Origin of the sequence: Pseudomonas sp. GL-B-26 (genome assembly GCF_019947405.1) — a bacterium.
Taxonomy (GTDB): Bacteria; Pseudomonadota; Gammaproteobacteria; order Pseudomonadales; family Pseudomonadaceae; genus Aquipseudomonas.
The window spans coordinates 19547-42694 of record NZ_JAGYGJ010000013.1 but is presented as its reverse complement, the minus strand read 5'-3'; the positions used below and the strand labels follow the sequence as shown (position 1 = coordinate 42694).

Below are 23148 nucleotides of genomic sequence, written 5' to 3'. Positions count from 1 at the left end.
GTACGGTCAAAATGTGGCAGCGGGTTTGTTCTTTGCGAACAAACCCGCTGCTGCAATTGCCCATCAGCGCCGGCGGGTTTTCACCCCTTGCATCACCACCACAAAAAACACCGGTACAAACACCACCGCCAGCGTCGCGGTGATCATCCCGCCGATCACGCCTGTGCCGATCGCCTGTTGGCTCGCCGAACTGGCACCCGTAGCAATCGCCAGCGGCACCACTCCCAGAATGAATGCCAGCGATGTCATCACAATCGGCCGCAACCGCAAACGCGCGGCTTGCAGGGTGGCGTCGATCAAATCGTGGCCTTCGTCATAAAGGCTTTTGGCAAATTCGATGATCAGGATCGCGTTCTTCGCCGACAGGCCAATGATGGTGATCAATCCGACCTTGAAGAAGACGTCGTTGGGCATCTCGCGCAGCGTCACCGCCAGCACCGCACCGAGCACGCCGAGCGGCACCACCAGCAACACTGACGTCGGAATCGACCAACTCTCGTACAACGCCGCCAGACACAAAAACACCACCAGCAGCGACAAGCCGAGCAGGATCGGCGCCTGATTGCCGGACAAGCGTTCCTGCAACGACAGCCCAGTCCATTCCTGACCCAGCCCGGCCGGTCCTTGCGCCACCAGACGTTCGATTTCCGCCATGGCTTCACCGGTGCTGTAGCCGGGAGCCGGCTCACCGGAAATGCTGATCGACGGGTAACCGTTGTAGCGGTTCAATTGCGCCGGTCCTTGAATCCACTTGGCCTGGACGAAGGCTGACAGTGGCACCATTTTTCCCTCGTTGTTGCGCACGTGCATCTTCAGCAGATCATCGACCTGATTGCGCTGCTCGCCCTCAGCCTGGACCACCACCCGTTGCATCCGCCCCTGATTGGGGAAGTCATTGATGTAGGCCGAACCGATGCCCGTGGACACCACGTTGCCAATATCGGCAAAAGACACGCCCAGCGCATTGGCGTGCCGGCGGTCGATATCGAGTTTTACCTGCGGCGCCTCGGCCAGCGCGCTTTCGCGGACGTTGATCAGGATCGGGCTAGCTTGCGCGGCTTCCAGCAAATCGCTGCGCGCCTTCATCAGCGTGGCATAGCCAAGCCCTCCACGGTCCTGCAAGCGGAATTCGAAACCGCTGGACGTGCCGAGACCGTCTATCGGCGGCGGCAAAACAACGAACACTTCTGCCCCTTTGATCTGGCTCACTACCGCGTTCGCGCGATCGGCGATGGCCGCCGCCGTGTCATTGCTGCCCCGCTGCGACCAATCCCTGAGCACGGTGTAACCCAGCCCGGCGTTCTGTCCGCTACCGGAAAAACTGAAGCCGAGCACGAAGGTGCTGTTGTCCACACCCGGCTCGGTGGCGTTATGCGCTTCGATCTGCTTGATCACCTCGACCGTGCGATTCTGGCTCGCGCCGGGGGGCAATTGAATGTCGGTGATCGTGTAGCCCATGTCTTCGACCGGAAGAAACGAGGACGGCAGGCGACTGAACGTCACCACCAGCACAATCAGCAGCCCGCCATAGATGAACAGATAACGCCCGCTGCGTTTCAGTGCATACGCGACCCCATCCTGATAGCGGTCGGTCAGTTGTTCGAAGCGACGGTTGAACCAACCGAAGAACCCACGAGACGCGTGCTCGCCCTTTTCAACGGGCTTCAGCAGTGTGGCGCACAGCGCCGGGGTCAAGGTCAGGGCGAGGAATGCCGAGAACAGAATGGACGTGGCCATGGTCAGGGAGAACTGCTGATAAATTACCCCGACCGAGCCTTGCATGAACGCCATCGGGATAAACACGGCAACCAGCACCACGGTAATGCCGACGATGGCGCCGCTGATTTGCTTCATTGCCTTGCGCGTTGCTTCCTTGGGTGAGAGCCGCTCCTGAAGCATGATTCTTTCAACGTTCTCCACCACCACAATGGCGTCGTCCACCAGGATGCCGATCGACAGCACCATGCCGAACATGGTCAGCACATTGATGGAAAATCCCAGCACTTGCATGATCGCAAAAGTGCCCATCAACGCCACCGGCACTACCAGCGTCGGAATCAACGTATAGCGGATGTTTTGCAGGAACAGGTACATCACCGCAAACACCAGCACTATCGCTTCGAGCAATGTGTAAACCACTTTGGTGATCGAGACTTTGACGAAGGGCGAGGTGTCGTACGCGATCTGGTACTTCATGTCCGCCGGGAAATAACGGGTCAACTCATCCATCTTCGCGCGCACCAGCGTCGCCGTGCTCAAGGCGTTGCCACCGGGCGTCAGTTGCACGCCCAGTTCGCTGGAAGGCTGGCCATTCAGGCGCGTGCCGAACTGGTATTCCTGGCTGCCGATTTCGACCCGGGCGACATCGCCCAAACGTACGACGGCGCCATTGGTCTCGGCGCGCAGCACGATGTCGGCGAACGCTTCGGGGCTCGACAATTGGCCTTCAACGAGGACTGTCGCGGTGATTTCCTGACTGCCGCTGACCGGTAATTCGCCGAGGCTGCCGGCCGCTATCAGCGCGTTCTGAGCGAGTATCGCAGCGTTGACATCCGCCGGCGTCAGGTTGAAAGCGATCAGTTTTTGCGGGTCGACCCAAATGCGCATGGCCCGCTCGGAGCCGAACATCTGGACCTTGCCGACGCCGTCCAGGCGCTTGATTTCGTTGACCACATTGCGCGCCAGATAATCGCTGAGGGCAACGTTGTCGACATCCGCGCTGGTGCCGATCAGTGAGATGAACAACAGGAAACCTGTTGAGACTTTCTCCACGCGCAACCCTTGTTCTATCACCGCTTGGGGAAGGCGCGACTCGATGACTTTCAAGCGATTGAGTACGTCGACCTGCGCAAGCTCGGGATTGGTGCCGGGTTTGAAGGTCGAGGTGATCGTGGCGGAACCCTGGCTGCTGCGCGATTCAAAATACAGAAGATGATCAGCGCCGCTGAGCTCTTCCTCGATCAGGCTGACGACGCTTTGATCCATCGCCTGCGCCGAAGCCCCAGGATAGGTGGCGACAACTTCGATTTTCGGCGGGGCAATGTTGGGGTATTGCGCCACTGGCAACTGCGGTATCGCCAGTGCGCCGGCGAGCAGGATGAACAGCGCAATCACCCAGGCGAACACTGGGCGATCGATAAAGAACTGCGGCATAAAAAAGCGTCCTGCTTACTGACCAGTCGCCTGGGCAAGGGGAAGAGGGGAATTGTCGATCTCGACTTTTTCGCCGGGACGAGCATGTTGCAGACCTTCGACGACGATGCGATCACCCGATTTGAGGCCATCAGTGACCACCCATCGATGCTGATTCACCGCGCCCAGTTGCACCGTTTTCAGGCTCACGCGCAGTTCGTCATCGACCAGCAGTACTTGGGGCAATCCCGCGCTGTTGCGCACGATGGCGCGCTGCGGGACGCTGATACCGCGTTGATCGATGGCCTGCTCCAGCCGCACCCGCACGAAGCTGCCGGGCAGCAAGTCGAGATCCGGATTGGGAAACTCGCTGCGCAGGATGATCTGGCCAGTGCCGGGGTCGACGGTGATGTCGCTGAAAAGCAGCTTGCCGGGCAACGAATAGAGGCTGCCATCGTCCTGAATCAGCGTGGCTTTGGCCTGGTCCTGACCAAGCTGTTGCAACTGGCCGGAGCGCAAAGAGCGGCGTAGTTCGTTGAGCTCACGGGTCGATTGAGTCAGGTCGACGTGAATCGGGTCCAGTTGCTGAATTAGCGCCAGCGGTGTCGATTCGTTCTGCCCGACCAGAGCGCCTTCGGTCACCAATGCGCGACCGATGCGCCCGGAGATGGGCGCGGTAACAGTGGAATAACTCAAATTCAGACGCGCACGTTGCACCATCGCCTGGTTGGCCGCGACGTCAGCCTCGGCCTGCTGAGCCGCCGCGCGCGTATTGTCATATTCCTGGGCGCTGATCGCATTGCCCGAGATCAATCGGCGGTAGCGCTGTTCTTGCAGGCGCGCGCGCGTCGCATCGGCCTGCGCTCTTTTCAGTCCGGCCACGGCACTGTCCAGATCGGCTTGAAGGGGCGCAGGGTCGATGTAAAACAGAACGTCACCCTGTTTCACTTCACTGCCTTGCTCGAACACACTTTTGTGCACCACCCCAGCCACTCTGGCGCGTACCTGGGCAATGCGTGGTGCCGCAACCCGGCCACTCAATTCGCTGGTGACGGAAAGGGGCCTGGCTTCCAGGGTTTCGATGCTGACCTTTACAGGGGCGGATTCCGGCGTGTCGGATGCCTGTGTACAGCCGCTGACAATAATGGCCAGTACCAATGAACCTGACGCGAAATGCAGTTTTCTATACATCGACACCCCTCCATAAGAGGCGCGGATGCTAGGAAGGGACGGTTAATTCGCTGTTAAGCGGGTCTTGGAAGAGTGCGAGTAGATGTGACGAGCCCTCACGAACACGCCTGTTTGCGCCTCCGGCAAGTGTTCAGGGGGCGTGGCGCCCCGTTTGACTGGCGCGACAAATTGACCCGATAGACAAAAGGCTGACCTGCAACCGTGCCTTTTGCGTCGAGCTCTGAGAAAATGCCCGCACTTTTTTTCCGGATGCCGACATGACTGCCCTGAAGAACGACCGTTTCCTTCGCGCCCTGCTCAAGCAACCCGTAGACGTCACGCCTGTCTGGATGATGCGTCAGGCCGGTCGCTACCTGCCGGAATACCGCGCCAGCCGTGCCAAGGCCGGCGACTTCATGAGCCTGTGCATGAACCCGGAGTTCGCTTGCGAAGTCACGATGCAGCCGCTCGACCGCTACCCACAACTGGACGCGGCGATCCTGTTCTCCGACATTCTGACCATCCCCGATGCCATGGGCCAAGGCCTGTACTTCGAAACCGGTGAAGGTCCGCGCTTCAAGAAAGTCGTCAGCACCCTGGCTGACATCGAAGCGCTGCCGATTCCTGATCCGCACAAAGACCTCGGCTACGTCATGGACGCGGTCAGCACCATCCGCTGCGAACTGAACGGCCGCGTGCCGCTGATCGGCTTCGCCGGCAGCCCGTGGACACTGGCCACCTACATGGTCGAAGGCGGCTCGTCGAAAGACTACCGCAAGACCAAAACCATGCTCTACGACAACCCGCAAGCCTTGCACCTGCTGCTGGACAAGCTCGCGCAGACGGTCACCAGCTACCTCAACGGCCAGATCATGGCCGGGGCGCAAGCGGTGCAGATCTTCGATAGTTGGGGCGGCAGCCTTTCGGCGGCGGCGTACCAGGAGTTCTCCCTGGCTTACATGCGCAAAATCGTCAGCGGCCTGATCCGTGAACACGAAGGTCGCAAAGTGCCGGTCATCCTGTTCACCAAGAATGGCGGTCTGTGGCTCGAAAGCATTGCTGATGCGGGCGCTGACGCGTTGGGCCTGGACTGGACCTGCGACATTGGCGAAGCCCGCCAACGTGTCGGCAGCAAAGTCGCCCTGCAAGGCAACATGGACCCGACCGTGCTGTACGCAAAACCTGAAGCCATTCGCACCGAAGTCGGTCGCATTCTCGCCAGCTACGGCAAGGGCAGCGGCCACGTGTTCAACCTCGGCCACGGCATCACGCCTGAAGTCGACCCGGAACACGCTGGCGCCTTCCTGCGCGCGGTGCATGAACTGTCAGCGCAGTATCACGAGTGATCGTGACGGGTTAACAAACACCCTGCTTTTCTGTGGGAGCGAGCCTGCTCGCGATGAGGCCATAACATTCAACATCTAAGTTGGCTGTTATGCCGCCATCGCGAGCAGGCTCGCTCCCACAGTTGTTTATGGATGACTGGATATTTGTGTTTAAGCCTTTACACCGCCGAGCGGTGGCAACTTCGCCAGTTTCAACGCCACCAGCAGCGCAATCACCAGCAGCCCGCCAATGAACAACCCGATTCCGTTCCACCCGCCCAAGTGCCAGAAAATCCCGCCCGCCGTACCCGCAATGCTCGACCCGGCGTAATAGCTGAACAGATAAAGCGACGACGCTTGCCCCTTGGCCTTGATCGCACGACGCCCAATCCAGCTACTCGCCACCGAATGGGCGCCGAAGAAGCCGAAGGTAAAGATCAGCATCCCGATGATCACCACCGGCAGCGGCGTGAGCATGGTCAGGGCGAGGCCGGCGATCATCAGCACGATGGTCGCCCACAGCACTTTGCGACGGCCGAGCTGGTCGGCCAACGAACCGATCTTCGCCGAGCTGTAGATCCCCGACAGATACACCACCGAGAGCAGCCCGACGAAGGCCTGTTCCATGTGATAAGGCTCTGCCAGCAGGCGATAGCCGATGTAGTTGAAGAGGGTGACGAACGCACCCATCAGCACAAAGGCTTCAAGGAACAACAGCGGCAAACCGGCGTCGCGAAAGTGCATGGTGAAGCCGTCAATCAAGCTGCGCGGGTGCAAAGAGCGGGCGCGGAAGTTGCGCGACTCGGGAAGGATTTTCCAGAACACCGCCGCTGCGATCATGGCCAGGCCGCCGATCACCAACATCGCCGTGTGCCAGCTGACGAAATCGATCAACACACCAGTAATCAAGCGTCCGCACATCCCGCCAATCGCGTTGCCGCCGATGTACAAACCCATGGCCAGACCGATGTGCTGCGGGTGAATTTCTTCGCTCAGGTAAGTCATGGCGACTGCTGCCAGACCGCTTAATGACAACCCTATCAGCGCCCGCATCACCAGCACGCCGTGCCAGCTCGGCATCATTGAACTGGCGATTGTGCAGAGCGCGGCGGCGAACAGCGCGGCGACCATCACCGGTTTGCGCCCGATGCGATCAGAGATCGGGCCGGTGATCAGCAGGCCGATGGCGAGCATGCCGGTGGCGACCGACAGGATCAGGCTGCTCTGCGCCGCATTGATGGAGTACTCGTGGGACAGCAGCGGCATCATCGGCTGCACGCAATACAGCAAAGCGAAGGTCGCGAAGCCGCCGGAGAACAGCGCCAGCACCGTGCGCATAAACATAGGCGTGCCCTTTTCGATATAGATCTCTTTCAGTTCAGAGACAACATCGTCCAGTGCAGCGGGCGGAACTTCATGGGCAAGTGGAGCGACAGCAGTTTTCACTTCGGACCTCGGAGGACGCAGCCGGTCAGGCAATGAAAAAAGCATATAGCTGCCTAATGATTCAATCCAATATATTGTTCGACCTGTTTGATAGGTTTAACGACCTAATGGAGTTTTCATGGAATTGCGTCACCTGCGCTACTTCATTGCTGTTGCCGAAGAACTGCACTTCGGCCGTGCCGCCCAGGTGCTGGGCATCTCGCAACCGCCGCTGAGTCAGCAGATTCAGGCGCTGGAGCAGGAGGTGGGCGCGCGGTTGTTCGAGCGCACCAATCGTCGGGTCGAACTGAGTGAAGCCGGCCGGCTGTTTCTGGAAGAGGCGCGGTTGGTGCTGGCACAGGTCGACAAGGCGGCGGATGTTGCACGGCGGGCGCAGCTGGGTGAGTTGGGTGAACTGAAGATTGGCTTCACCTCGTCGGCACCGTTCAACTCGACCATTCCTCAGGCGATTTTTTCGTTTCGCCAGCGATTTCCGGCGGTGCACCTGAACCTGCGGGAGATGAGCAGCACCCAGGTCGCCGACGCGTTGGTGGATGAGTCGATTGAAGTCGGGATCATGCGGCCGCTTGGGTTGCCGGACTCGCTCAGCGTGGTGGAGTTGATGCGTGAGCCGCTGGTGGCGGTGCTCAGCTCCAAGCATCCTTTAGTGGCCGATAGTGAAGAAGGTTTGTTTCTGTCGGCTCTGGCCCTCGAGCCCTTCGTATTTTTCCCACGCAGCTATGGCAGTGGTCTGTACGCACAATTGCTCAGCCTGGCGCGGGATGCCGGTTTCAGTCCGCACTTTGCTCAGGAGGCGGGTGAGGCGATGACAATCATTGGTCTGGTGGCTGCGGGGTTGGGTGTTTCGGTGCTGCCAGCGTCTTATCAGCGGATGCGCATCGATGGCGTGGTCTATCGGCCTCTGCTCGATCCAGAGGCGGTGTCGGCGGTGTGGCTGGTGCAGCGCAAGGATCAGAAGTCGCCGATGGCCAAGGCGTTTGTTGAGTTGTTGACGCGTAAGGTTGAGCCGTTGAAGTCGTGACTGCTTCGCAGTCAATCGCGAGCAGGCTCGCTCCCACAGTGGATGGGAGGTGGAACAAAAATCGGTTCACGCCGCAAATCCTTGTGGGAGCGAGCCTGCTCGCGAAAGCGTCCGCGAGTTCACCAAAAAAGGTGCAGTTGCCTATGCCATAGCGGACGCTTCGCTGAAGGATGTAGGACATTTCCGAACTACCTTGAACAGGCCACAGCACCTTGCGGCATTGCCTACAACTACTCCAGAATCCGCCGGCTTGTGCGCTTTGGGGGCCATCGGTAACTTTATTCGCATCACTGATTTCCAGTGATCGGGTTTAGTAGCCCGTGTTTACACGATGCGCATTTGCATGCCGGACAGTCAGGTAATTTCATGCCTGCACTTTGATGGTCGCTGTGCGTAGGGCGCTCTCGGGCGCGCCGGTTCGTGTTTCCCGGTCTACTAACCTGCGTACGGCTGCCACCCTTTTGATTAGTAGCGACTCGGTGGCTCCACTTTGTAGGTAGCCGAAACATGACGAATACAACGACAAACCTACCGGACACTGATCCGGATGCTCCACGCCAACCAAGCAAAATCTTCCTCATCGCCCCCGATATCAACAACCAAACTTTGCTGGAATACGCCTGTGAATCCCTGGCATCAGCGAACGTCATGGCGAGCGATTTCGCGAGGTCTCTGCAAGGATCGCAAAGCAACACACTGCTGGGGATTCAACAGTCGATCATGCTGGGAGAATTGGCGGTGAACCGGGTGTTGGATAACCTCGATCCATCCTAGTGCGCCAGGGGGCTAACACTGCCTGCTTTCCCGAAAGGGGCTTGTGAGACTCTGTGGATCCTGGGCAACCAGCCATCGCAGAGCCAGACAGGGCCGGGGTTATGTCGAACCGACCTGTTTGAGACGGCGCTATTGTGGCGAGGGAGCTTGCTCCCGCTGGGTCGCGAAGCGGCCCCAAAAGAAAGGACTGCTACGCAGTCCAGCGGGAGCAAGCTCCCTCGCCACAGGTTACTCATTGCTCGCAGCGTTTCTTTATCTGCCGGGCATTGGCTCGTTACGACCAGCGCTTAAAAATCAGCGAAGTATTAACCCCACCAAAGGCAAAGTTGTTGTTCATCACGTACTGGTTGCTCATCTGTCGGAACTCGCCGCGCAGGTAATCGAGCTTGCCGCAGTTTGGGTCGACGTCGTCGAGGTTGAGGGTGTGGACGTACAGGTCGCGGTTCATCATTTCGATGCTGAACCAGGATTCCAGCGCGCCGCAGGCTCCAAGGGTGTGACCGAGGAAACTCTTTTGCGAGCTGATCGGCATGTGCTCGCCGAACAACGCGCTCGTTGCCAGCGTTTCGGCAATGTCGCCCTGTTCAGTCGCGGTGCCGTGACCATTCACGTAGCCGATGTCAGAAGGCTGTAACCCGGCGTCTTCCAGCGCCAGTTCCATGGCCCGGCGCATGGTGACCTGCTCTGGGCGGGTGGCGTGCTGGCCGTCGGCGTTGCTGCCGAAACCGACGAGTTCGGCGTGGATGTGCGCACCGCGAGCCAATGCGTGTTCGAGTTCTTCGAGCACCAGCATGCCACTGCCTTCACCGATCACCAGGCCATCGCGGCCGCTGTCATAAGGGCGTGGGGAAGTCTGCGGCGCATCGTTTTTCAGGCTGGTGGCGTAGAGCGCGTCGAAGACCATGGCTTCGGTCGGGCACAGCTCTTCAGCGCCGCCGGCGAGCATCAATGGCAGGCGACCAAACTTGACCGATTCGTAGGCATAACCGATGCCCTGACTGCCGCTGGTGCAAGCGCTGGAGGTCGGGATCAGCCGACCGGTCAGGCCGAAGAAGATGCTGATATTCGCCGCCGTGGTGTGCGGCATCATGCGTACATAGGAGTTGGCGTTCAGGCCCTCGGCCACCGAGTTGAGCAGCATGTTGCCGAACGCCTTGATCTCGTCGGTGCTGCCGGTGGATGAGCCGCAGGAAACGCCCATGCGCCCGTCCTTGATCGATTCGTCACCCAACAGCCCGGCATCGGCCAATGCCTGTTCTGCCGCGCCGACCGCCAGGCGCGAGACCCGGCCCATGCTGCGCAATTGCTTGCGGGTCCAGTGGCTCGGGACCTTGAAGTCGTCGATTGGCCCCGCGAGGCGCGTGCTGAGTTCGGTGAAGCGATCCCACTCGTCCATCCGGCGGATACCGCTGCGGTTGGCCGCGAAGTTAGCGGCGATGGTGTCCCAATCACTGCCCAGTGAGGTGATGCCGGCCATGCCGGTGACGACGACGCGCTTCATCAGCACAGGCCTCCGTTGACGGCCAGAACCTGCCGGGTGATGTACGACGCTTCCGCCGACATCAGGAAATTCACCGCGCTGGCCACCTCTTCCGGGGTGCCCATGCGTTGTGCGGGGATCATTTTCATCATTTCTTCCACCGGCACGTTTTCATCGAGCATCGCGGTGTCGATCAAGCCGGGTGCGACACAGTTAACGGTAATTTTGCGCTTGCCCAACTCGATCGCCAACGCCTTCGCCGCGCCGATCAAACCGGCCTTGGAGGCGCTGTAGTTGACCTGTCCACGGTTGCCGATCAACCCGGAAACCGAGGTGATGCAAACAATCCGTCCGGCCGCGCGACGACGAATCATCGGCATCATCACCGGGTGCAGCACGTTGTAGAAACCGTCGAGGTTGGTGCGCATCACCACGTCCCAATCATCCTCGCTCAGGGCCGGAAAAGCACCGTCGCGTGTCAGGCCGGCGTTCAGCACCACGCCGTAATAGGCGCCGTGGGTTTCCACGTCGGCTTCGAGAATGGCTTTGCAGCTGGCGCGATCGGAAATGTCGAATTGCAGGATGCGCACGTTGCGCCCCAAGGCTTCGATTTCGGCCTTCACGGCTTCAGCGTCCGCCAGGCCACTGCGGCAATGCAGCACGATGTCATGCCCGGCCTGAGCCAGACGCAAAGCGATAGCACGGCCGATGCCACGGCTGGAACCGGTGATCAGTACGGATTCAGTCATGGCTGGGTTCCTTGGGTTTCATGAAGGTATTGAGCGGCCTGAGGCGGACGGAACACGTTCAGACGAGCGGTGGCATGAATGCCGGGGGCGGTGATGTGGCATTCGAACACGCCCATGCCGTTGTCGTCTTCCAGGGAGCGGATGCCGTGGATGGTCAGCTCGGTGCCGGCGGGGAAGTGCTCGACGTTGCATTCGAATTTGCGAGTGCCAAGCAGAAACCCCAGCTCTACCGCATCGCCTCGCTGGCGCGCATGGCAACCGGCGTAGGCGGCGACGCTCTGGGCCATCAGTTCGATACCGACCCAGGCCGGCAGGCTGCCGTCCGGGCGGTTGAACAGGCCGTCGGGTCTGACCGTGAGACGGGTGTAAATCTGCTCGTCATCGAACGACAGGATCTGCTCGATGAAGATCATGTCGCCAGCGTGCGGCAGCAGTTCGGCGATCGGCCAGTCAATCATGGGGCGTCTCCGATAATCAGGCTGACGTTGTTACCACCGAAGGCAAAGGAATTGCTCATCAGATAGCGAGGTGCAATGGACGTCAGGCGATCGGCCGGGGTCACCCATTTCAGGGCTGGCAATTCGGGGTCCGGTTGACCGTCCCAGACGTGGGGCGGCAGGGCGTGGTCGTGGTTGCCTGCACTCAGGCTCAACCAGCAGAACGCCGCTTCCAGAGCGCCGGCCGCCCCGAGGGTGTGGCCGGTCATGGGTTTGGTCGACGAACACGGCACACCCGTCGGGAACAACGTCGCCACCGCCAGGCTTTCCATGGCGTCGTTGTGTTGGGTCGCGGTGCCGTGCAGGTTCAGGTAATCGATCTGCTGCGGCTGCAATTCTGCTCGGTTCAAGGCTTTGCGCATCGCTTGCAGGGCGCCACGGCCGCTGGGTTCCGGTGCGGAAATGTGATGTGCATCGGAGCTGGCGCCACTGCCGAGCAGGGCAAGCGGTTGGCTGTCGCCGACACGTTTGCTCATCAAAAACAGCGCCGCTGCTTCGCCAATGTTGATGCCGTTACGGTTCACCGAAAATGGGTTGCAGCGTTGTCCGGACACCGCTTCCAGCGCCGAGAACCCATTGAGGGTCAGCTTGCACAGGCTGTCGACACCGCCGCACAGCACCGCGTCGCACACGCCCAGGTCCAACAGTCGCTGAGCACTCATCAATGCCCGGGCGCTGGAGGTGCAGGCCGTGGAAATCACATAGGCCGGGCCGCTCAGTTGCAGCCAGTCGGCGAGGAAGTTCGCCGGCGCGCCGAGTTCCTGCTGTTGGTAGTCGTAATCGGCCGGGAACTGATGCTCGCGGATGTAATGGGCCAGGCCGCTGCTGGCTTCGTCGATGCCCGAGGTGCTGGTGCCCAGAACGATACCGATGCGGTCGCGGCCGTAGGTCTGGATTGCCTGGTCGATGTCTTCGCGAATTTGCAGCGCGGCTTCCAGCAGCAATTGATTATTACGGGTGTCTTGCGGCGCAAGCTCAGCCGGGATCGGCGCCAATTCGCCTTGAACCGCGGCCACGGGCAATGACCGTTCCGCCACCCAGCCGGCCTCATTGCGCATGCCCGAACAGTCTCCGGCAAACAGGTTGCGAGCGACTTCGGACTTGTCACGGCCCAGGGCGCAGATCACCCCGAGGGCATTCAGGTAGGTCGTCATGGCGCGTCTCCGCTGAGCGGCGTGACTTGATATTTCGGGCCTTTGGGCAGGTTCAATTCAAAGCTCATGGGTTGTGAGTAGCGGACTTCCCAGTGCGCTGGCAAGGACCGTTGCGAGCCATGCTGCCACGCGGCGGGATAGTTGCCCGACAGTTCATCTTTGGGGGTCAGCGCAAACAGCAGCGCGGCGAACAGCTCTCGCGCTTCCGGATTGGGCGGCAGCAGACCGTCAGCCTGCCACTCGCCATCGACCAGTTTCTGGCGTGCCTGTGGAATGCCCAGCAAGTCCATCATCGACCAGCGAATGCCAGGGCCTTCACGCTGGATCACCAGCACCCAGTCCTGACGTTGGTCGGCCACCAGGCGCTGGATGTGCAATTGCAGCGGCAACGACAGGTTCGGGGTTTGCTCGGGCAGCGGCGCCCGGCTGGCGCAGGCGCTCAGCAACAGGACGCAACCCAAAAGCAGAAAACGGATCATCAGGCACACCTATCAAGGGGTTTGCGCGCGACCACATTGACCAGGGTTTCTTCCCGTTGGCCAAAGGGCTTCGGCCGGCGCAGACCCAAGCGTTCAAACAGGCCGAAATCCTTGGCGCGGCTCCACCACAAGTATGGATAAGACACGTTTTGCGGGCCGAGTTCGAAACCCTGCTGGCGAATCATGTCCAGGTACCCGGCGGCGCTCTTTTGCACGTGCATCGGGTGGCGGAACAACCAGCGGATCACCCAGGTATCAATGTAAGCCTCGGTGGATTCGGCGAACAGCAAATAGCCACCGGGCTTGAGCACGCGGTAGAACTCGGCCAGTGCCTGTTCCTGCTGCACCAGATGATGGAAGGTCTGGTGACAGAACAGCAGATCGACGCTGGCGTCCGGGACGTTGATGCTTGCGCAGTCGCTGCCGATCAACTCCACCTCCATGCCCTGACGGATGGCTTCTTCGCCGGCCAGGTTCAGGCTGTGCGGGTCGGCGTCCAGACCGATCAGGCGCTGGGGGGCAAAGGTCTGGCGCAGGTACTGGAACGACTTGCCCTGGCCGCAACCGGCATCCAGCAGCACCGGGTTGCTCGGCAATGCTTCGCTGAACAGGCTACGCAAATCGGTGATTGCCACTCGCAGTACATGGTGCTGCCAGGTGTGGCTGCGCAGGAACCAGAAACCAAAGCGGGTTTCTTCGACGTAGGTGTCGCTCAAGTAGCTCATGTGACATCCCTTGCACAGAGCTCCGAGAGCATCCGCAGGCGGCGCTTGGGTTCGGCGACAAACGGATTACGCTCGTCCCAGGCATACCCGGCCAGAATCGAACTGATCATGCGGCGAATATCGGGCGAGCCGCCCTCATGATAAATCACATCCTGGAACGTCCCGGCGTACCAGCCTTCGACGTAGCAACGGAACGTGTCGACGCCGCGCTTGAGCGGGATGGCGAACTCAGTCTGCCAATCGACATTTTCGCCTTGCAGTTGGCGATGCAGAACTGCGGCGGCCATGCTCGCCGAGCGCATGGCGATGGTCACGCCTGAGGAGAACACCGGGTCGAGAAATTCCGCTGCGTTGCCGAGCAAGGCAAAGCCTGGCCCGTGGAGGGTTTTGACGTTGGCCGAGTAGCCGCCGATGGTTCGAGCAGGCGTATCCCACACGGCGTTGTTCAGCACACCGGCCAGGCTTGGGGTTTCAGCGATAAACCCACGCAGGCACTCGTCCAGATTCTCCATGCGGCCTTCGAAGTGTTCGGCTGCCGCGACCACGCCCACCGAGCAACGGCCGTTGCTGAACGGGATGGTCCAGAACCAGATGTCGCGGTGGATCGGATGGGTGGTGATGAGGATTTTTTCCCGCTCGAAGGTCGGGCTGTCGATGTGGTCTTCGACGTGAGTGAACACGGCCTGGCGCACCGGGAAATCCGACGGCGCTTCAAGGTCGAGCAAGCGCGGCAACACACGGCCGTAGCCGCTGGCATCCAGCACGAAATCGGCTTCGACACGGTACTGACTGCCGTCTTCGCGAAGCACGTCGAGTTGCGGTTTCGGCAGGCTGAAATCGACGCTGACGATGGCTTCGCCGTAACGAACGTCGACGCCTTGCAACGCGGCCTGATCGGCCAGCAGCTTGTCGAAATCGGCACGCAGCACCTGGAAGGTAGTCGGCTTGCCGTTGCTGAACGTCTCGCCGAAATCAAAGGCGCTGTATTGCTCGCCCCAAGCGAATGCTGCACCGTTTTTCAACTGGAACCCGGCGGCGTTCACCGCCTCGAGCATGCCGGCTTCTTCGACGAAATCCAGGCAGTGGGACAGCAGGCTTTCACCGATGGAAAACCTTGGGAAATGCTGACGTTCGATCATCAATACATCATGACCTTTGCGTTTGAGCAACGCGGCGGCGATGGCGCCCGATGGACCTGCACCGATAACCACGACCTGGCGATGTTCCATTTCAACTGTTGGCACGGGGGCTCCTTGCCGGGACGGCGATGTTCAGAGGGGTTCGGTGCATACCGGCGAGTGCCGGCAGCAGTGTCGCGATCAGGCCCATCACCATCAGCGCGAAGTACAGCGCCGGGCTGATGAGTTGTTGTTGCAGCAGCAGGTTGAGAAAGACGATCTCGCTCAACCCACGAATATTCAGCAAGACACTTTCCCGCCAGCGACTGGCGCCTTCAAACGAGGCGCCGGCCCAACCGAGGCCCAGCCAGTTGCCCAGCAGTTTACTGGCAATCGGGAACAGCAGCAGTGCCGCCAGTTGCACCCACCCAAGGCTGGCCATGGCCGCGTGGACGTTGATTTGCACGATGCCGAACGTGAGGATCAGCGGGATCGCGATATACGTCTGCAAGTGACTCATCCAGATCACCGGCAACGGCAGCACCAGCGGCACTTTGAGCGCTGCCATCCACAGCAGGTAACCGATGCCGAAAATCAGCGCATTGAGCTTGAAGTGTTCCGCCACGACCAGCAGTGCGAAGAAGCAACCGCTGTGCAGCAACGGTTGGCGCAGTCGGAGCAGACGCAGCAGCAACGGCAGGCAGGCGCCAGCCAGCGGCAGCAAGAGGCTGCTCAGGTGCAGGCTGCCCTGGGCGATGGCGAACAGGGTCCAGCAGGTGAGGTCGATGAGGATCGCGGTCTGCACCAGTCGCCGGGTGGCGGCAGGCGGGTATTTGATGTGCCGCAGGTACAGATACAACACTGGAATCGCAGTGATGGCGAACAGCAGGCCGACCGCCAGGGAACTGATCCAGGGTTGCGGCGGTAACAGCCAGACTGCAGTCGCGAGGCCGCAGGCAAACGGAATGCAGAAACTCGGCAGGGCGATTTTCAGGCTTTGACGGTCGAGTCGCAGGTCGATCACATCACTGAGAATGTGCCCCAACAACAACGCAAAACTCAGGCTGTAGACGTTTTTCAGCCAGGCCGGCGCGACCAGCGCGGCTCCGCTCAATTGCCACTGGGGTTCGATCCAGAAGTACATCAGCAGCGGCAGGCCGAAGGTGGCCAGCAGCAACTGGCTGACAATCGGGATTACACCGAAGTGACGACCAACACGGGTGGCCACGGCGAATAGCGCCAGGGCCATGACCCAGAACACAGCGATCATCATGTGGCTGACTCCGTGACCGGGGCGGCGTGAACCTGACGTCCGGCCCACGGCGCAAGGATGAAGCTGAACGCCAGGCCGAGGCTCACCGACAGACCGAAGTTGCTCACCGCCGGCGTGCTGGACACCGCCAGCAAACCGAACGACAGCCAGGTGGTCAGCGCCGCCAGCAAGGTGCCCAGCAGGCTCACGGCAGCGCCGCCGACCTGTTCACGCATGAGGATCGCGTAATCGACGCTGATGGCCGTCACCAGCAGCAGGCCGAACAGGCTGAACAGTGTCAGCGGTTGCCCCAGCCAGCCGAGACTGGCCAGGCTGCACAGCGCGGCCAGCAGCGGCAGGGCGACGATCCGCAGCGCGCCGCCGAAACCGAACGGCAGGATCAGCACCAGCACGATCAGCACACAGGAAGCGAGTTTCAACTCTGCGGCACTGATCTGGGTATCGGCGAACACCTTGTTCAACTCACCGAGGCGATCCACCAGTTCCACGCCCGGCAAATCCAGCGCCTGGACGCGCAGCAGAGCAGGGTTGTTCAGGCCTTGCAGACTGACCATCGCCGCTACGCCGTCATCGGTCGGTCCCAGCCACAGCGCGCGATAGGGTTCCGCCAACGGACCGAGCAGCGCCGCGTCGATGTCTTCGGTGGGCAGTGCCTGCAACTTCGTTAGCTCTGCTTGCAGCGCCTCGGCCGGTACGCCGACATCGAGCAGCGGCTGCCAGAACTGCGGCAACTTGTTCAGCGCTTCACGCACTTTCCGCTGTTCGGATGGTTGGCTGACCAATTGATTGAGCGACAGATAACCCTGGAGTTTTTCCAGGTTGACCAACTGATCCAGCCGCTCGCTCAGCGCAGTTTGGCGTTCCAGCAATTGCTGCTGATTGGCCGCGCGCACCAGGAAGAACTGGCTGGTGGGTTGATAGCCGGTGATGCGTGCAATGGTTTGTGCTTCGTCAGTCAGTTGCTGCGGTGCACCGACCCACTGGCGAATGTCGTTTTTGGTGTCGAGCTGCAGCAGACCGCCCACACAAAAGGCAATCAGCAGCGCCAGTAGCACCGGCGTACTCGCGAGTTTGAGCAACGCTTCACGGCGCCCTAGCAAAAACTCGGACACCCGCAGCGGCCACTGCGCTGGACGCAGTTCTGTACCCTTGAGCAGTGCCGGCAGCAGGCACACCGCGGACAAATAGGCGCCGAGCAGACCGGCGGCAGAGAACACGGCAATCTGGGTCAACGCCGGGAACGGTGTCCAGGCCAGGGCCAGGTAACCGATGCAACTGGTGATCAGGCTCAGCGTCAGGCCCGGCAACGTCAGGCGCAGCGCCGGCCAACTGTGCCAGGGTTTCAGGCTCCAGCTCTTGGACAGGTAATGCAGCGGGTAATCGACCGCCACGCCGATCAGGCTCGAACCGAGCACCAGCGTCATCACATGCATATGGCCGAACAGCGCCACGCAGGCCACCGCGCCGAAGAGCATGCCCACCAGCACCGGGACGAAGGCCAGCAACACCCGCCAGCGCCGAAAGGCCAGCAGCAACAGCAATAGAATGCCCGCCGTGGCGCCGCCACCGACCCAGGTCATTTCCCGGGTGGCTTGTTTTTGCCCACTGGCCGCATAGAGCAAGCCGCTGGCGGCAAGCAATTGAACGTTTGCCTGGGCGGCTTGTTCACGGCTGTGCTGGAGCAGGTCGGCCACTTGCAGCGGCAGGTTCATGTCAAAGGCGTTGCCCGTGGTGCGCGAGCGCAGCAGCACCCAACTCTTGCCGTCGGCATCGGCGACCAGCGCACCGCTGCCGATGTCCAGTTGCACCGAACCGTGCTGCGGCTGGCTGTTCTGGATGCGCCCGGTCAGGCCCAGCCAGTCATCCTGGCTCGACACCAGACTGAAACCGGTGAAGGGATCGAACAGCGCTTGCACTCGCTGCTGGATAAAGGCGTCGGGATGCTCGATCAGTTGCTGCCGGTCAGCCGCTGAGAGCATCGCCAGTCGGCCATTGAGCAATTGCGTGCGTAGCGCCGGCAAGTCGGCTTGCAGGTTCCACTGGACCTTTTCGAACAAGCCGCTGGCCTGCCATTGCTCACCCAGTTTCTGCGCCATCGCGACGGCTTGCTGGCGATCGGTGTGGCCGACCAGTACCAGCATTTCGCGGTTCAGCGGTTCTTGCATGCGTTGTTCGGCGCGCAGTTCCAGCGCGTCCGGCGCCGTGCCCGGCACCAGTTCCATCAGGTTGGCCGACAGCGGGGCGCCGTCACGCCATTGCCAACCGGCGAGCGCGAGCACCGCCAGCAGCAGGATCAGAAATAGCCGCGGAAGACTCCGTTCACTCGGCAAAGTCATGTTGCTCCGCATCGCTCAACGGTTGGGCGCTGGTGCTGTCCTGCATGCGCAAAAGCGTGCTGTCGCCCTGGGTTTCGAGCAGCTCGATGCTGTGCACCAGTTCGCCGCCGGCAATGTTGATCTGAGTGAACACCTGCTTGAGCAGCATGGAGCGCGGGGTCAGCGTCAGTTTCCAGTTCTGCGCATCGCCGTTCAGTGAAAGCTCGAAATCCCGTTGCAGCCCGCTGCTGTCGCCTTGCAGTACGGCGAGGAACAAACGGTTCTGCTCAGCGCCGGCACTCTTGCTCGGCAGCATTTGCCAACCGTTGGCGTCTCGCCGGGCAATGCCTTTGTCGCTGATGCGGTAATCCTGTTGCAGCGGGGTTTTCAGCAGCCAGAGCAAACCGTGGTTTTTAGCGAGGACGAAAGTGCCCTTGCTGGTCAGCGGCTGGGGCAGGGCGCGCAGATGTTTTTCCTGGATGAAGTTGCCGTGGATCACGTCAGGTTTTGCCAGTTGATCACTCAACTGCTGCAAATCAAAAGCCTGCGCCAATGAAGTAAATCCCAGCGCTAACACCAGCGCCACCACGAACCTGTAGCAGCTGGCGAAGCCTGCGTTCGGGTGCGCAGCCGCCGCCCTGGGTTTCTTCTGATGTACCACATGTGCAGGTTTTGCGACGGCTTCGCCGCCGAACGCAGCCTCGCCAGCTCGGCAGCTGCTACAGAGGGTTTTCAGCAGGTTCATGCGAGCATCCTTTCAACAGCGTCGGTGAAGACCTTGGGTGAGGCCAACTGCATTTCGCGGCTGCTCATGTCGACGGCGACCTGTACGGAACTGGCGCGGGTCAAGCGTTCGCCGGTTTCCAGATCGCTGATCAGGTAGCTGATCTTCAGACGGTTCTCCCACTCCACCAGATTGGCGCGCACGTTGAGCTTTTGGCCGAACACGGCGCCGCGCACATAACGCAATTGCAGATCGATCACCGGCCACGCGTAGCCCGACTCGACCATGGCCGTGTAGTTGTGGCCGATCTTGTCCAGCAGCGCGCAGCGGGCGACTTCCAGGTATTTGATGTAATGGCCGTGCCAGACGACGTTCATGGTGTCGACATCAAAGAACGGCACGAGGATTTCCGTATCGGTGTGAAGCACTCCCTTGCTACGCATGCAGCCTCCAGTGTTGCTCGGCAATTCGCTTCAGGCACAGGCGCAACTCGCCTTCCAGCGCGCGGTCTTCGATGACCGGCGGGAAGTCTTTCGCCAGTTCTTCGTGCATGGCCGCGAGGGCCGGCGGCAACGGGCGCGCATCCTCGGCCTTGCTGCGCAGCCAGACGCCTTGGTTGGCGGCCAGCAGGGTGGCAGCGGCAACCTGTTCGGTCAGTTCCAGCACGCGGATCGCATCGCGGGCGGCGATGGTGCCCATGCTCACTTTGTCCTGGTTGTGGCACTCGGTGGAGCGCGAGAAGACGCTGGCCGGCATGGTGTTTTTCAGCGCTTCGGCGGTCCAGGCACTGGTGCCGATCTGCACGGCTTTGAAGCCATGGTTGAGCATCGCGCGGTCAGCGCTGGCGCCGGACAGGTTGCTCGGCAAGCCGTGGTTGTAACGCTCGTCCACCAGCAAGGCGAGTTGACGATCAAGCAGGTCGGCGACGTTGGCCACCAGGTTTTTCAGGCTGTCCATGGCGAACGCAATATGGCCACCATAGAAGTGCCCGCCGTGCAGCACGCGTTCGGCTTCGGCGTCGATAATCGGGTTGTCGTTGGCGCTGTTGAGCTCGATCTCGATGAACGAGCGCAGCCAGTTCAGGCTGTCGGCCAGCACGCCGAGGACATGGGGTGCGCAACGCAGGGAATAGCGGTCTTGCAGGCGATGCAGCGGCGCGGTCGGCGCGTCGATCGCCAGATCCTTGCGCAGCCACGCGGCGACTTGCATCTGCCCCGGATGCGGTTTGGCGGCGAACAGGCGCTCGTCGAAGTGCTCGGGGTTGCCTTGCAGGGCGACCACGTTCAACGCGGTGATGCGCGTCGCCAGTTGCAGCAGGTAATCGGCGCGGGCGTAGGCCAGGCACGCGAGACCGGTCATGACGGCGGTGCCGTTCATCAGCGCCAGCGCTTCTTTTGGACGCAGTACCAGCGGCTCCCAACCCAGTTCGCGATGTACATCGGCCGCTTGCCAGCGCTCACCCCGGAACATTACTTCACGCTCGCCGGACAGGGTCGCGGCGACATAGGACAACGGCGTCAAATCACCGCTGGCGCCCACCGAGCCTTCTTCCGGGATCAGCGGCAGAATGTCGTGTTCGAGGAAGGCTTGAAGGCGTTCCAGCAGTTCCACACGCACCCCGGACACGCCGTGGCACAGCGACTGCAAACGCGCCGCCAGCACCGCGCGAGTGGCTTGTGCGTCGAGCAGTTTGCCCAGGCCGCAGCCGTGGAACGTGTACAGATGACGGGGCAACGCCTCGACGTGATGCAGCGGCACCGCGACCACGCAAGAATCGCCGTAACCGGTGGTCACGCCGTAGATCACGCCTTCCTTGTCCAGCAGGGAGTCCAGGAATCGCGCACCCTTGGCGATACGCTCACGGTACGCAGGGTCGCTTTGCAACTGCGTCGGCACCTGACGGTTGGCCAGGGCCAGCACGTCTTCGATGCGCAAAGGGAGTTCGCCGAAGGTTACCGGCTCAAGCGTTGGCGTCGTCATCGGTCTTCCAGAAAGGGTAAAAGTTGAACCATTGTTGGGGCGCTTCAAGGCAATAGTGACCCAAGCGTTCGGCATAGCGGGAGGCCCACTGATGAATGACCTGCTCGCGGTCGCTGCGCTTCCACACCACGGCCTCGGCGAACGGTTCGAGGGTCAGTCGATAGTCGCCCGTCGGTTTCTTCAGGCACAGCATCAGGTTGATCGGGCATTTCAGCAGACCGGCCAGCAACCATGGGCCCTGAGGGAACGCGGCTTGATGGCCGAGGAAATCCACGCTCACGCTGCGCCCGCCGTGCAGCGGTACGCGATCGCCGGCAATCGCCAGCCACTCACCGCGCTCCAGGCGTTCATGGAGTTGCAGCATGATCAGCGGGTCCAGCTCGCTGACCTGAATCAGTCGCAAATTGGTCGCGCCGGCTTCACCCAGCAAGCGGTTGAATTGCTCGGCGTGCTTGGTGTGCACCAGCACGTTCATCGTGACTTTTTCACCGATCTCCGCCAGCGCGCGGCACACCTCGAGATTGCCCAGGTGCGCGCCCACCAGCATCTGCCCGCGGGTGCCGCGCAGTTGATTGCGCAGCAATGCCGGGTCGATGATTTCGATCTGCTCGATGCTCAGCTTGCCGTTCCATACGTCGAGCTTGTCGAGCATGGAGTCGGCGAAGGCCATGAACTGGCCGAACACTCGCCAATGGGTCGGGCGCAATTCATTGCGACCACTCCAGTCAGCGAGCCGTTGCTGGTATTGCCAGGCGCTGTGACGGGCGCTGCGACCGAACAGGAAAAAGTACAGAACGATGCCGTACAGCAGCGGGCTCAACACCCTGCGCCCGAGTACTTTGGCGCAGAACGCGGTGAACTTCATCAGCCAGAAACTACCGCGCTCCTGGCGGTCAGCCCAGTGTTCCTTGTCTGCGCTCATGCTCGCCACCGTCGCCAGAGGATCACTGGCGCCCGCAGCAACATGCCGAAGAACAACCGGGTGTGCATGCTCGTAATCAGCACGTTGTCGTGGAACAGGCGGAAATGCGAGACGCCATCCAGCGGGTAACGGACATTGGTTTGCAGCCATTGCATGGGCAGATTGCGCCAGGCCAGCCGGACGAGAATGTCCGAGTCGAAGTCCATGCGCTTGCCGATCTTCGCCGAATCGATCAGCGCCAGGGTCGGTGGCAGTGGATAGACGCGGAAGCCGCACATGGAATCGCGAATCTGCAACGACAGGGTGTTGATCCAGACCATGACGTGAGTCAGGTAGCGGGCATACAAACGACCTTTCGGCACGCTGGCGTCGTATCGCGGATAGCCGCAGATCACCGCCTCGGGATGGGCGCGCGACAGTTCGATGAAAGTCCGGACGTCTTGCAGGTCATGCTGACCGTCGGCGTCCACCTGCAAGGCATGGCTGAAGCCCAGCCGCGAGGCTTCGCGAAAACCGGTCATGACCGCGCCACCCTTGCCCTGGTTGGCGCCGAGCCGGATCAGGAACACCTTGTCGCGCAGGGCCAGTTGATCGAGGACCTTTGCGCAGGCCGGGCTGCTGGCATCGTCCACCAGAATGCACGGCAGACCGCTGGCGAGTACTGCATCGACCACCGTGGTGATGGCGGTTTCGTGGTTGTAGACCGGGACGATTGCGCAGGGGTTATGCACGATCTAAAACCTCCACTGAACCCTTGTGGCGAGGGAGCTTGCTCCCGCTCGAGCGCGAAGCGTTCGCAACGAAATCTACGCCGGATGGCTTTGGGGCCGCTTCGCAACCCAGCGGGAGCAAGCTCCCTCGCCA

The 23148-nt window shown here is 61.0% G+C and carries 20 protein-coding genes; 3 read left to right on the top strand and 17 right to left on the bottom strand.

Annotated features, from left to right (window positions below):
* Positions 1-63 precede the first annotated feature (63 nt).
* Both KGB23_RS10960 and KGB23_RS10955 read right to left on the bottom strand, forming a co-directional pair.
* Positions 64-3153, bottom strand: coding sequence for an efflux RND transporter permease subunit (locus KGB23_RS10960; RefSeq protein ID WP_223431107.1), 3090 nt, complete (start codon positions 3151-3153; stop codon positions 64-66).
* Between the two features lie 15 nt (positions 3154-3168).
* Entirely contained in the window at positions 3169-4323 is a 1155-nt protein-coding gene (locus KGB23_RS10955) for an efflux RND transporter periplasmic adaptor subunit (RefSeq protein ID WP_223431106.1), read from the bottom strand.
* Positions 4324-4580: 257 nt separating this feature from the next.
* Here KGB23_RS10955 and hemE point away from each other — a divergent pair, with 257 nt between their 5' ends.
* Positions 4581-5648 (top strand): uroporphyrinogen decarboxylase, encoded by a 1068-nt coding sequence (hemE, locus tag KGB23_RS10950; protein ID WP_223431105.1) that lies wholly within the window; start codon positions 4581-4583, stop codon positions 5646-5648.
* Positions 5649-5798: 150 nt separating this feature from the next.
* Here the strand turns inward: hemE and KGB23_RS10945 are convergent, their stop codons facing one another.
* The gene (locus KGB23_RS10945; protein WP_223431104.1) at positions 5799-7073 is read right to left on the bottom strand and encodes an MFS transporter; all 1275 of its coding nucleotides are present in this window, start codon (positions 7071-7073) and stop codon (positions 5799-5801) included.
* A 118-nt stretch (positions 7074-7191) separates the two neighbouring features.
* Here KGB23_RS10945 and KGB23_RS10940 point away from each other — a divergent pair, with 118 nt between their 5' ends.
* Both KGB23_RS10940 and KGB23_RS10935 read left to right on the top strand, forming a co-directional pair.
* Positions 7192-8094, top strand: a complete 903-nt coding sequence (locus KGB23_RS10940; RefSeq protein ID WP_223431103.1) for a LysR family transcriptional regulator — start codon at positions 7192-7194, stop codon at positions 8092-8094.
* 507 nt (positions 8095-8601) lie between these two features.
* Positions 8602-8868, top strand: a complete 267-nt coding sequence (locus tag KGB23_RS10935; RefSeq protein WP_223431102.1) for a DUF6124 family protein — start codon at positions 8602-8604, stop codon at positions 8866-8868.
* 274 nt (positions 8869-9142) lie between these two features.
* On the opposite strand, the gene KGB23_RS10930 is transcribed toward KGB23_RS10935, so the two are convergent.
* The 14 genes from KGB23_RS10930 to KGB23_RS10865 are packed head-to-tail and all read right to left on the bottom strand — an operon-like array spanning position 9143 to position 23015.
* On the bottom strand, positions 9143-10369 hold the full coding sequence (locus KGB23_RS10930; RefSeq protein WP_223431101.1) for a beta-ketoacyl-ACP synthase: 1227 nt from the start codon (positions 10367-10369) through the stop codon (positions 9143-9145).
* Complete coding sequence (fabG, locus tag KGB23_RS10925) at positions 10369-11097, bottom strand: 3-oxoacyl-ACP reductase FabG (RefSeq protein WP_095127486.1); 729 nt, start codon at positions 11095-11097, stop codon at positions 10369-10371. The genes KGB23_RS10930 and fabG overlap by 1 nt, the downstream gene beginning before the upstream one ends.
* Positions 11094-11555 carry a hotdog family protein gene (locus tag KGB23_RS10920; RefSeq protein WP_095127485.1) on the bottom strand — a complete coding sequence of 154 codons (462 nt, stop codon included), beginning with the start codon at positions 11553-11555 and terminating at the stop codon, positions 11094-11096. The genes fabG and KGB23_RS10920 overlap by 4 nt, the downstream gene beginning before the upstream one ends.
* On the bottom strand, positions 11552-12748 hold the full coding sequence (locus tag KGB23_RS10915; RefSeq protein ID WP_223431100.1) for a beta-ketoacyl-[acyl-carrier-protein] synthase family protein: 1197 nt from the start codon (positions 12746-12748) through the stop codon (positions 11552-11554). Before KGB23_RS10915 ends, KGB23_RS10920 begins: the two co-directional genes overlap by 4 nt.
* On the bottom strand, positions 12745-13227 hold the full coding sequence (locus KGB23_RS10910; RefSeq protein WP_223431099.1) for a hypothetical protein: 483 nt from the start codon (positions 13225-13227) through the stop codon (positions 12745-12747). The genes KGB23_RS10915 and KGB23_RS10910 overlap by 4 nt, the downstream gene beginning before the upstream one ends.
* Complete coding sequence (locus KGB23_RS10905) at positions 13227-13952, bottom strand: class I SAM-dependent methyltransferase (protein ID WP_223431098.1); 726 nt, start codon at positions 13950-13952, stop codon at positions 13227-13229. Before KGB23_RS10905 ends, KGB23_RS10910 begins: the two co-directional genes overlap by 1 nt.
* Complete coding sequence (locus tag KGB23_RS10900) at positions 13949-15196, bottom strand: NAD(P)/FAD-dependent oxidoreductase (protein ID WP_223431097.1); 1248 nt, start codon at positions 15194-15196, stop codon at positions 13949-13951. Before KGB23_RS10900 ends, KGB23_RS10905 begins: the two co-directional genes overlap by 4 nt.
* Positions 15183-16343, bottom strand: coding sequence for a sodium:proton antiporter (locus KGB23_RS10895; protein WP_150656711.1), 1161 nt, complete (start codon positions 16341-16343; stop codon positions 15183-15185). The genes KGB23_RS10900 and KGB23_RS10895 overlap by 14 nt, the downstream gene beginning before the upstream one ends.
* The gene (locus KGB23_RS10890) at positions 16340-18679 is read right to left on the bottom strand and encodes an MMPL family transporter (RefSeq protein ID WP_223431096.1); all 2340 of its coding nucleotides are present in this window, start codon (positions 18677-18679) and stop codon (positions 16340-16342) included. The genes KGB23_RS10895 and KGB23_RS10890 overlap by 4 nt, the downstream gene beginning before the upstream one ends.
* On the bottom strand, positions 18663-19403 hold the full coding sequence (locus tag KGB23_RS10885) for an outer membrane lipoprotein carrier protein LolA (RefSeq protein ID WP_223431095.1): 741 nt from the start codon (positions 19401-19403) through the stop codon (positions 18663-18665). Before KGB23_RS10885 ends, KGB23_RS10890 begins: the two co-directional genes overlap by 17 nt.
* Positions 19400-19825, bottom strand: a complete 426-nt coding sequence (locus KGB23_RS10880; protein ID WP_033055401.1) for an acyl-CoA thioesterase — start codon at positions 19823-19825, stop codon at positions 19400-19402. The genes KGB23_RS10885 and KGB23_RS10880 overlap by 4 nt, the downstream gene beginning before the upstream one ends.
* The gene (gene hutH, locus KGB23_RS10875) at positions 19818-21362 is read right to left on the bottom strand and encodes a histidine ammonia-lyase (RefSeq protein ID WP_223431094.1); all 1545 of its coding nucleotides are present in this window, start codon (positions 21360-21362) and stop codon (positions 19818-19820) included. Before hutH ends, KGB23_RS10880 begins: the two co-directional genes overlap by 8 nt.
* Positions 21343-22284, bottom strand: coding sequence for a glycosyl transferase (locus KGB23_RS10870; RefSeq protein WP_223431093.1), 942 nt, complete (start codon positions 22282-22284; stop codon positions 21343-21345). Before KGB23_RS10870 ends, hutH begins: the two co-directional genes overlap by 20 nt.
* Positions 22281-23015, bottom strand: coding sequence for a glycosyltransferase family 2 protein (locus tag KGB23_RS10865; RefSeq protein WP_223431092.1), 735 nt, complete (start codon positions 23013-23015; stop codon positions 22281-22283). The genes KGB23_RS10870 and KGB23_RS10865 overlap by 4 nt, the downstream gene beginning before the upstream one ends.
* Positions 23016-23148 lie beyond the last annotated feature (133 nt).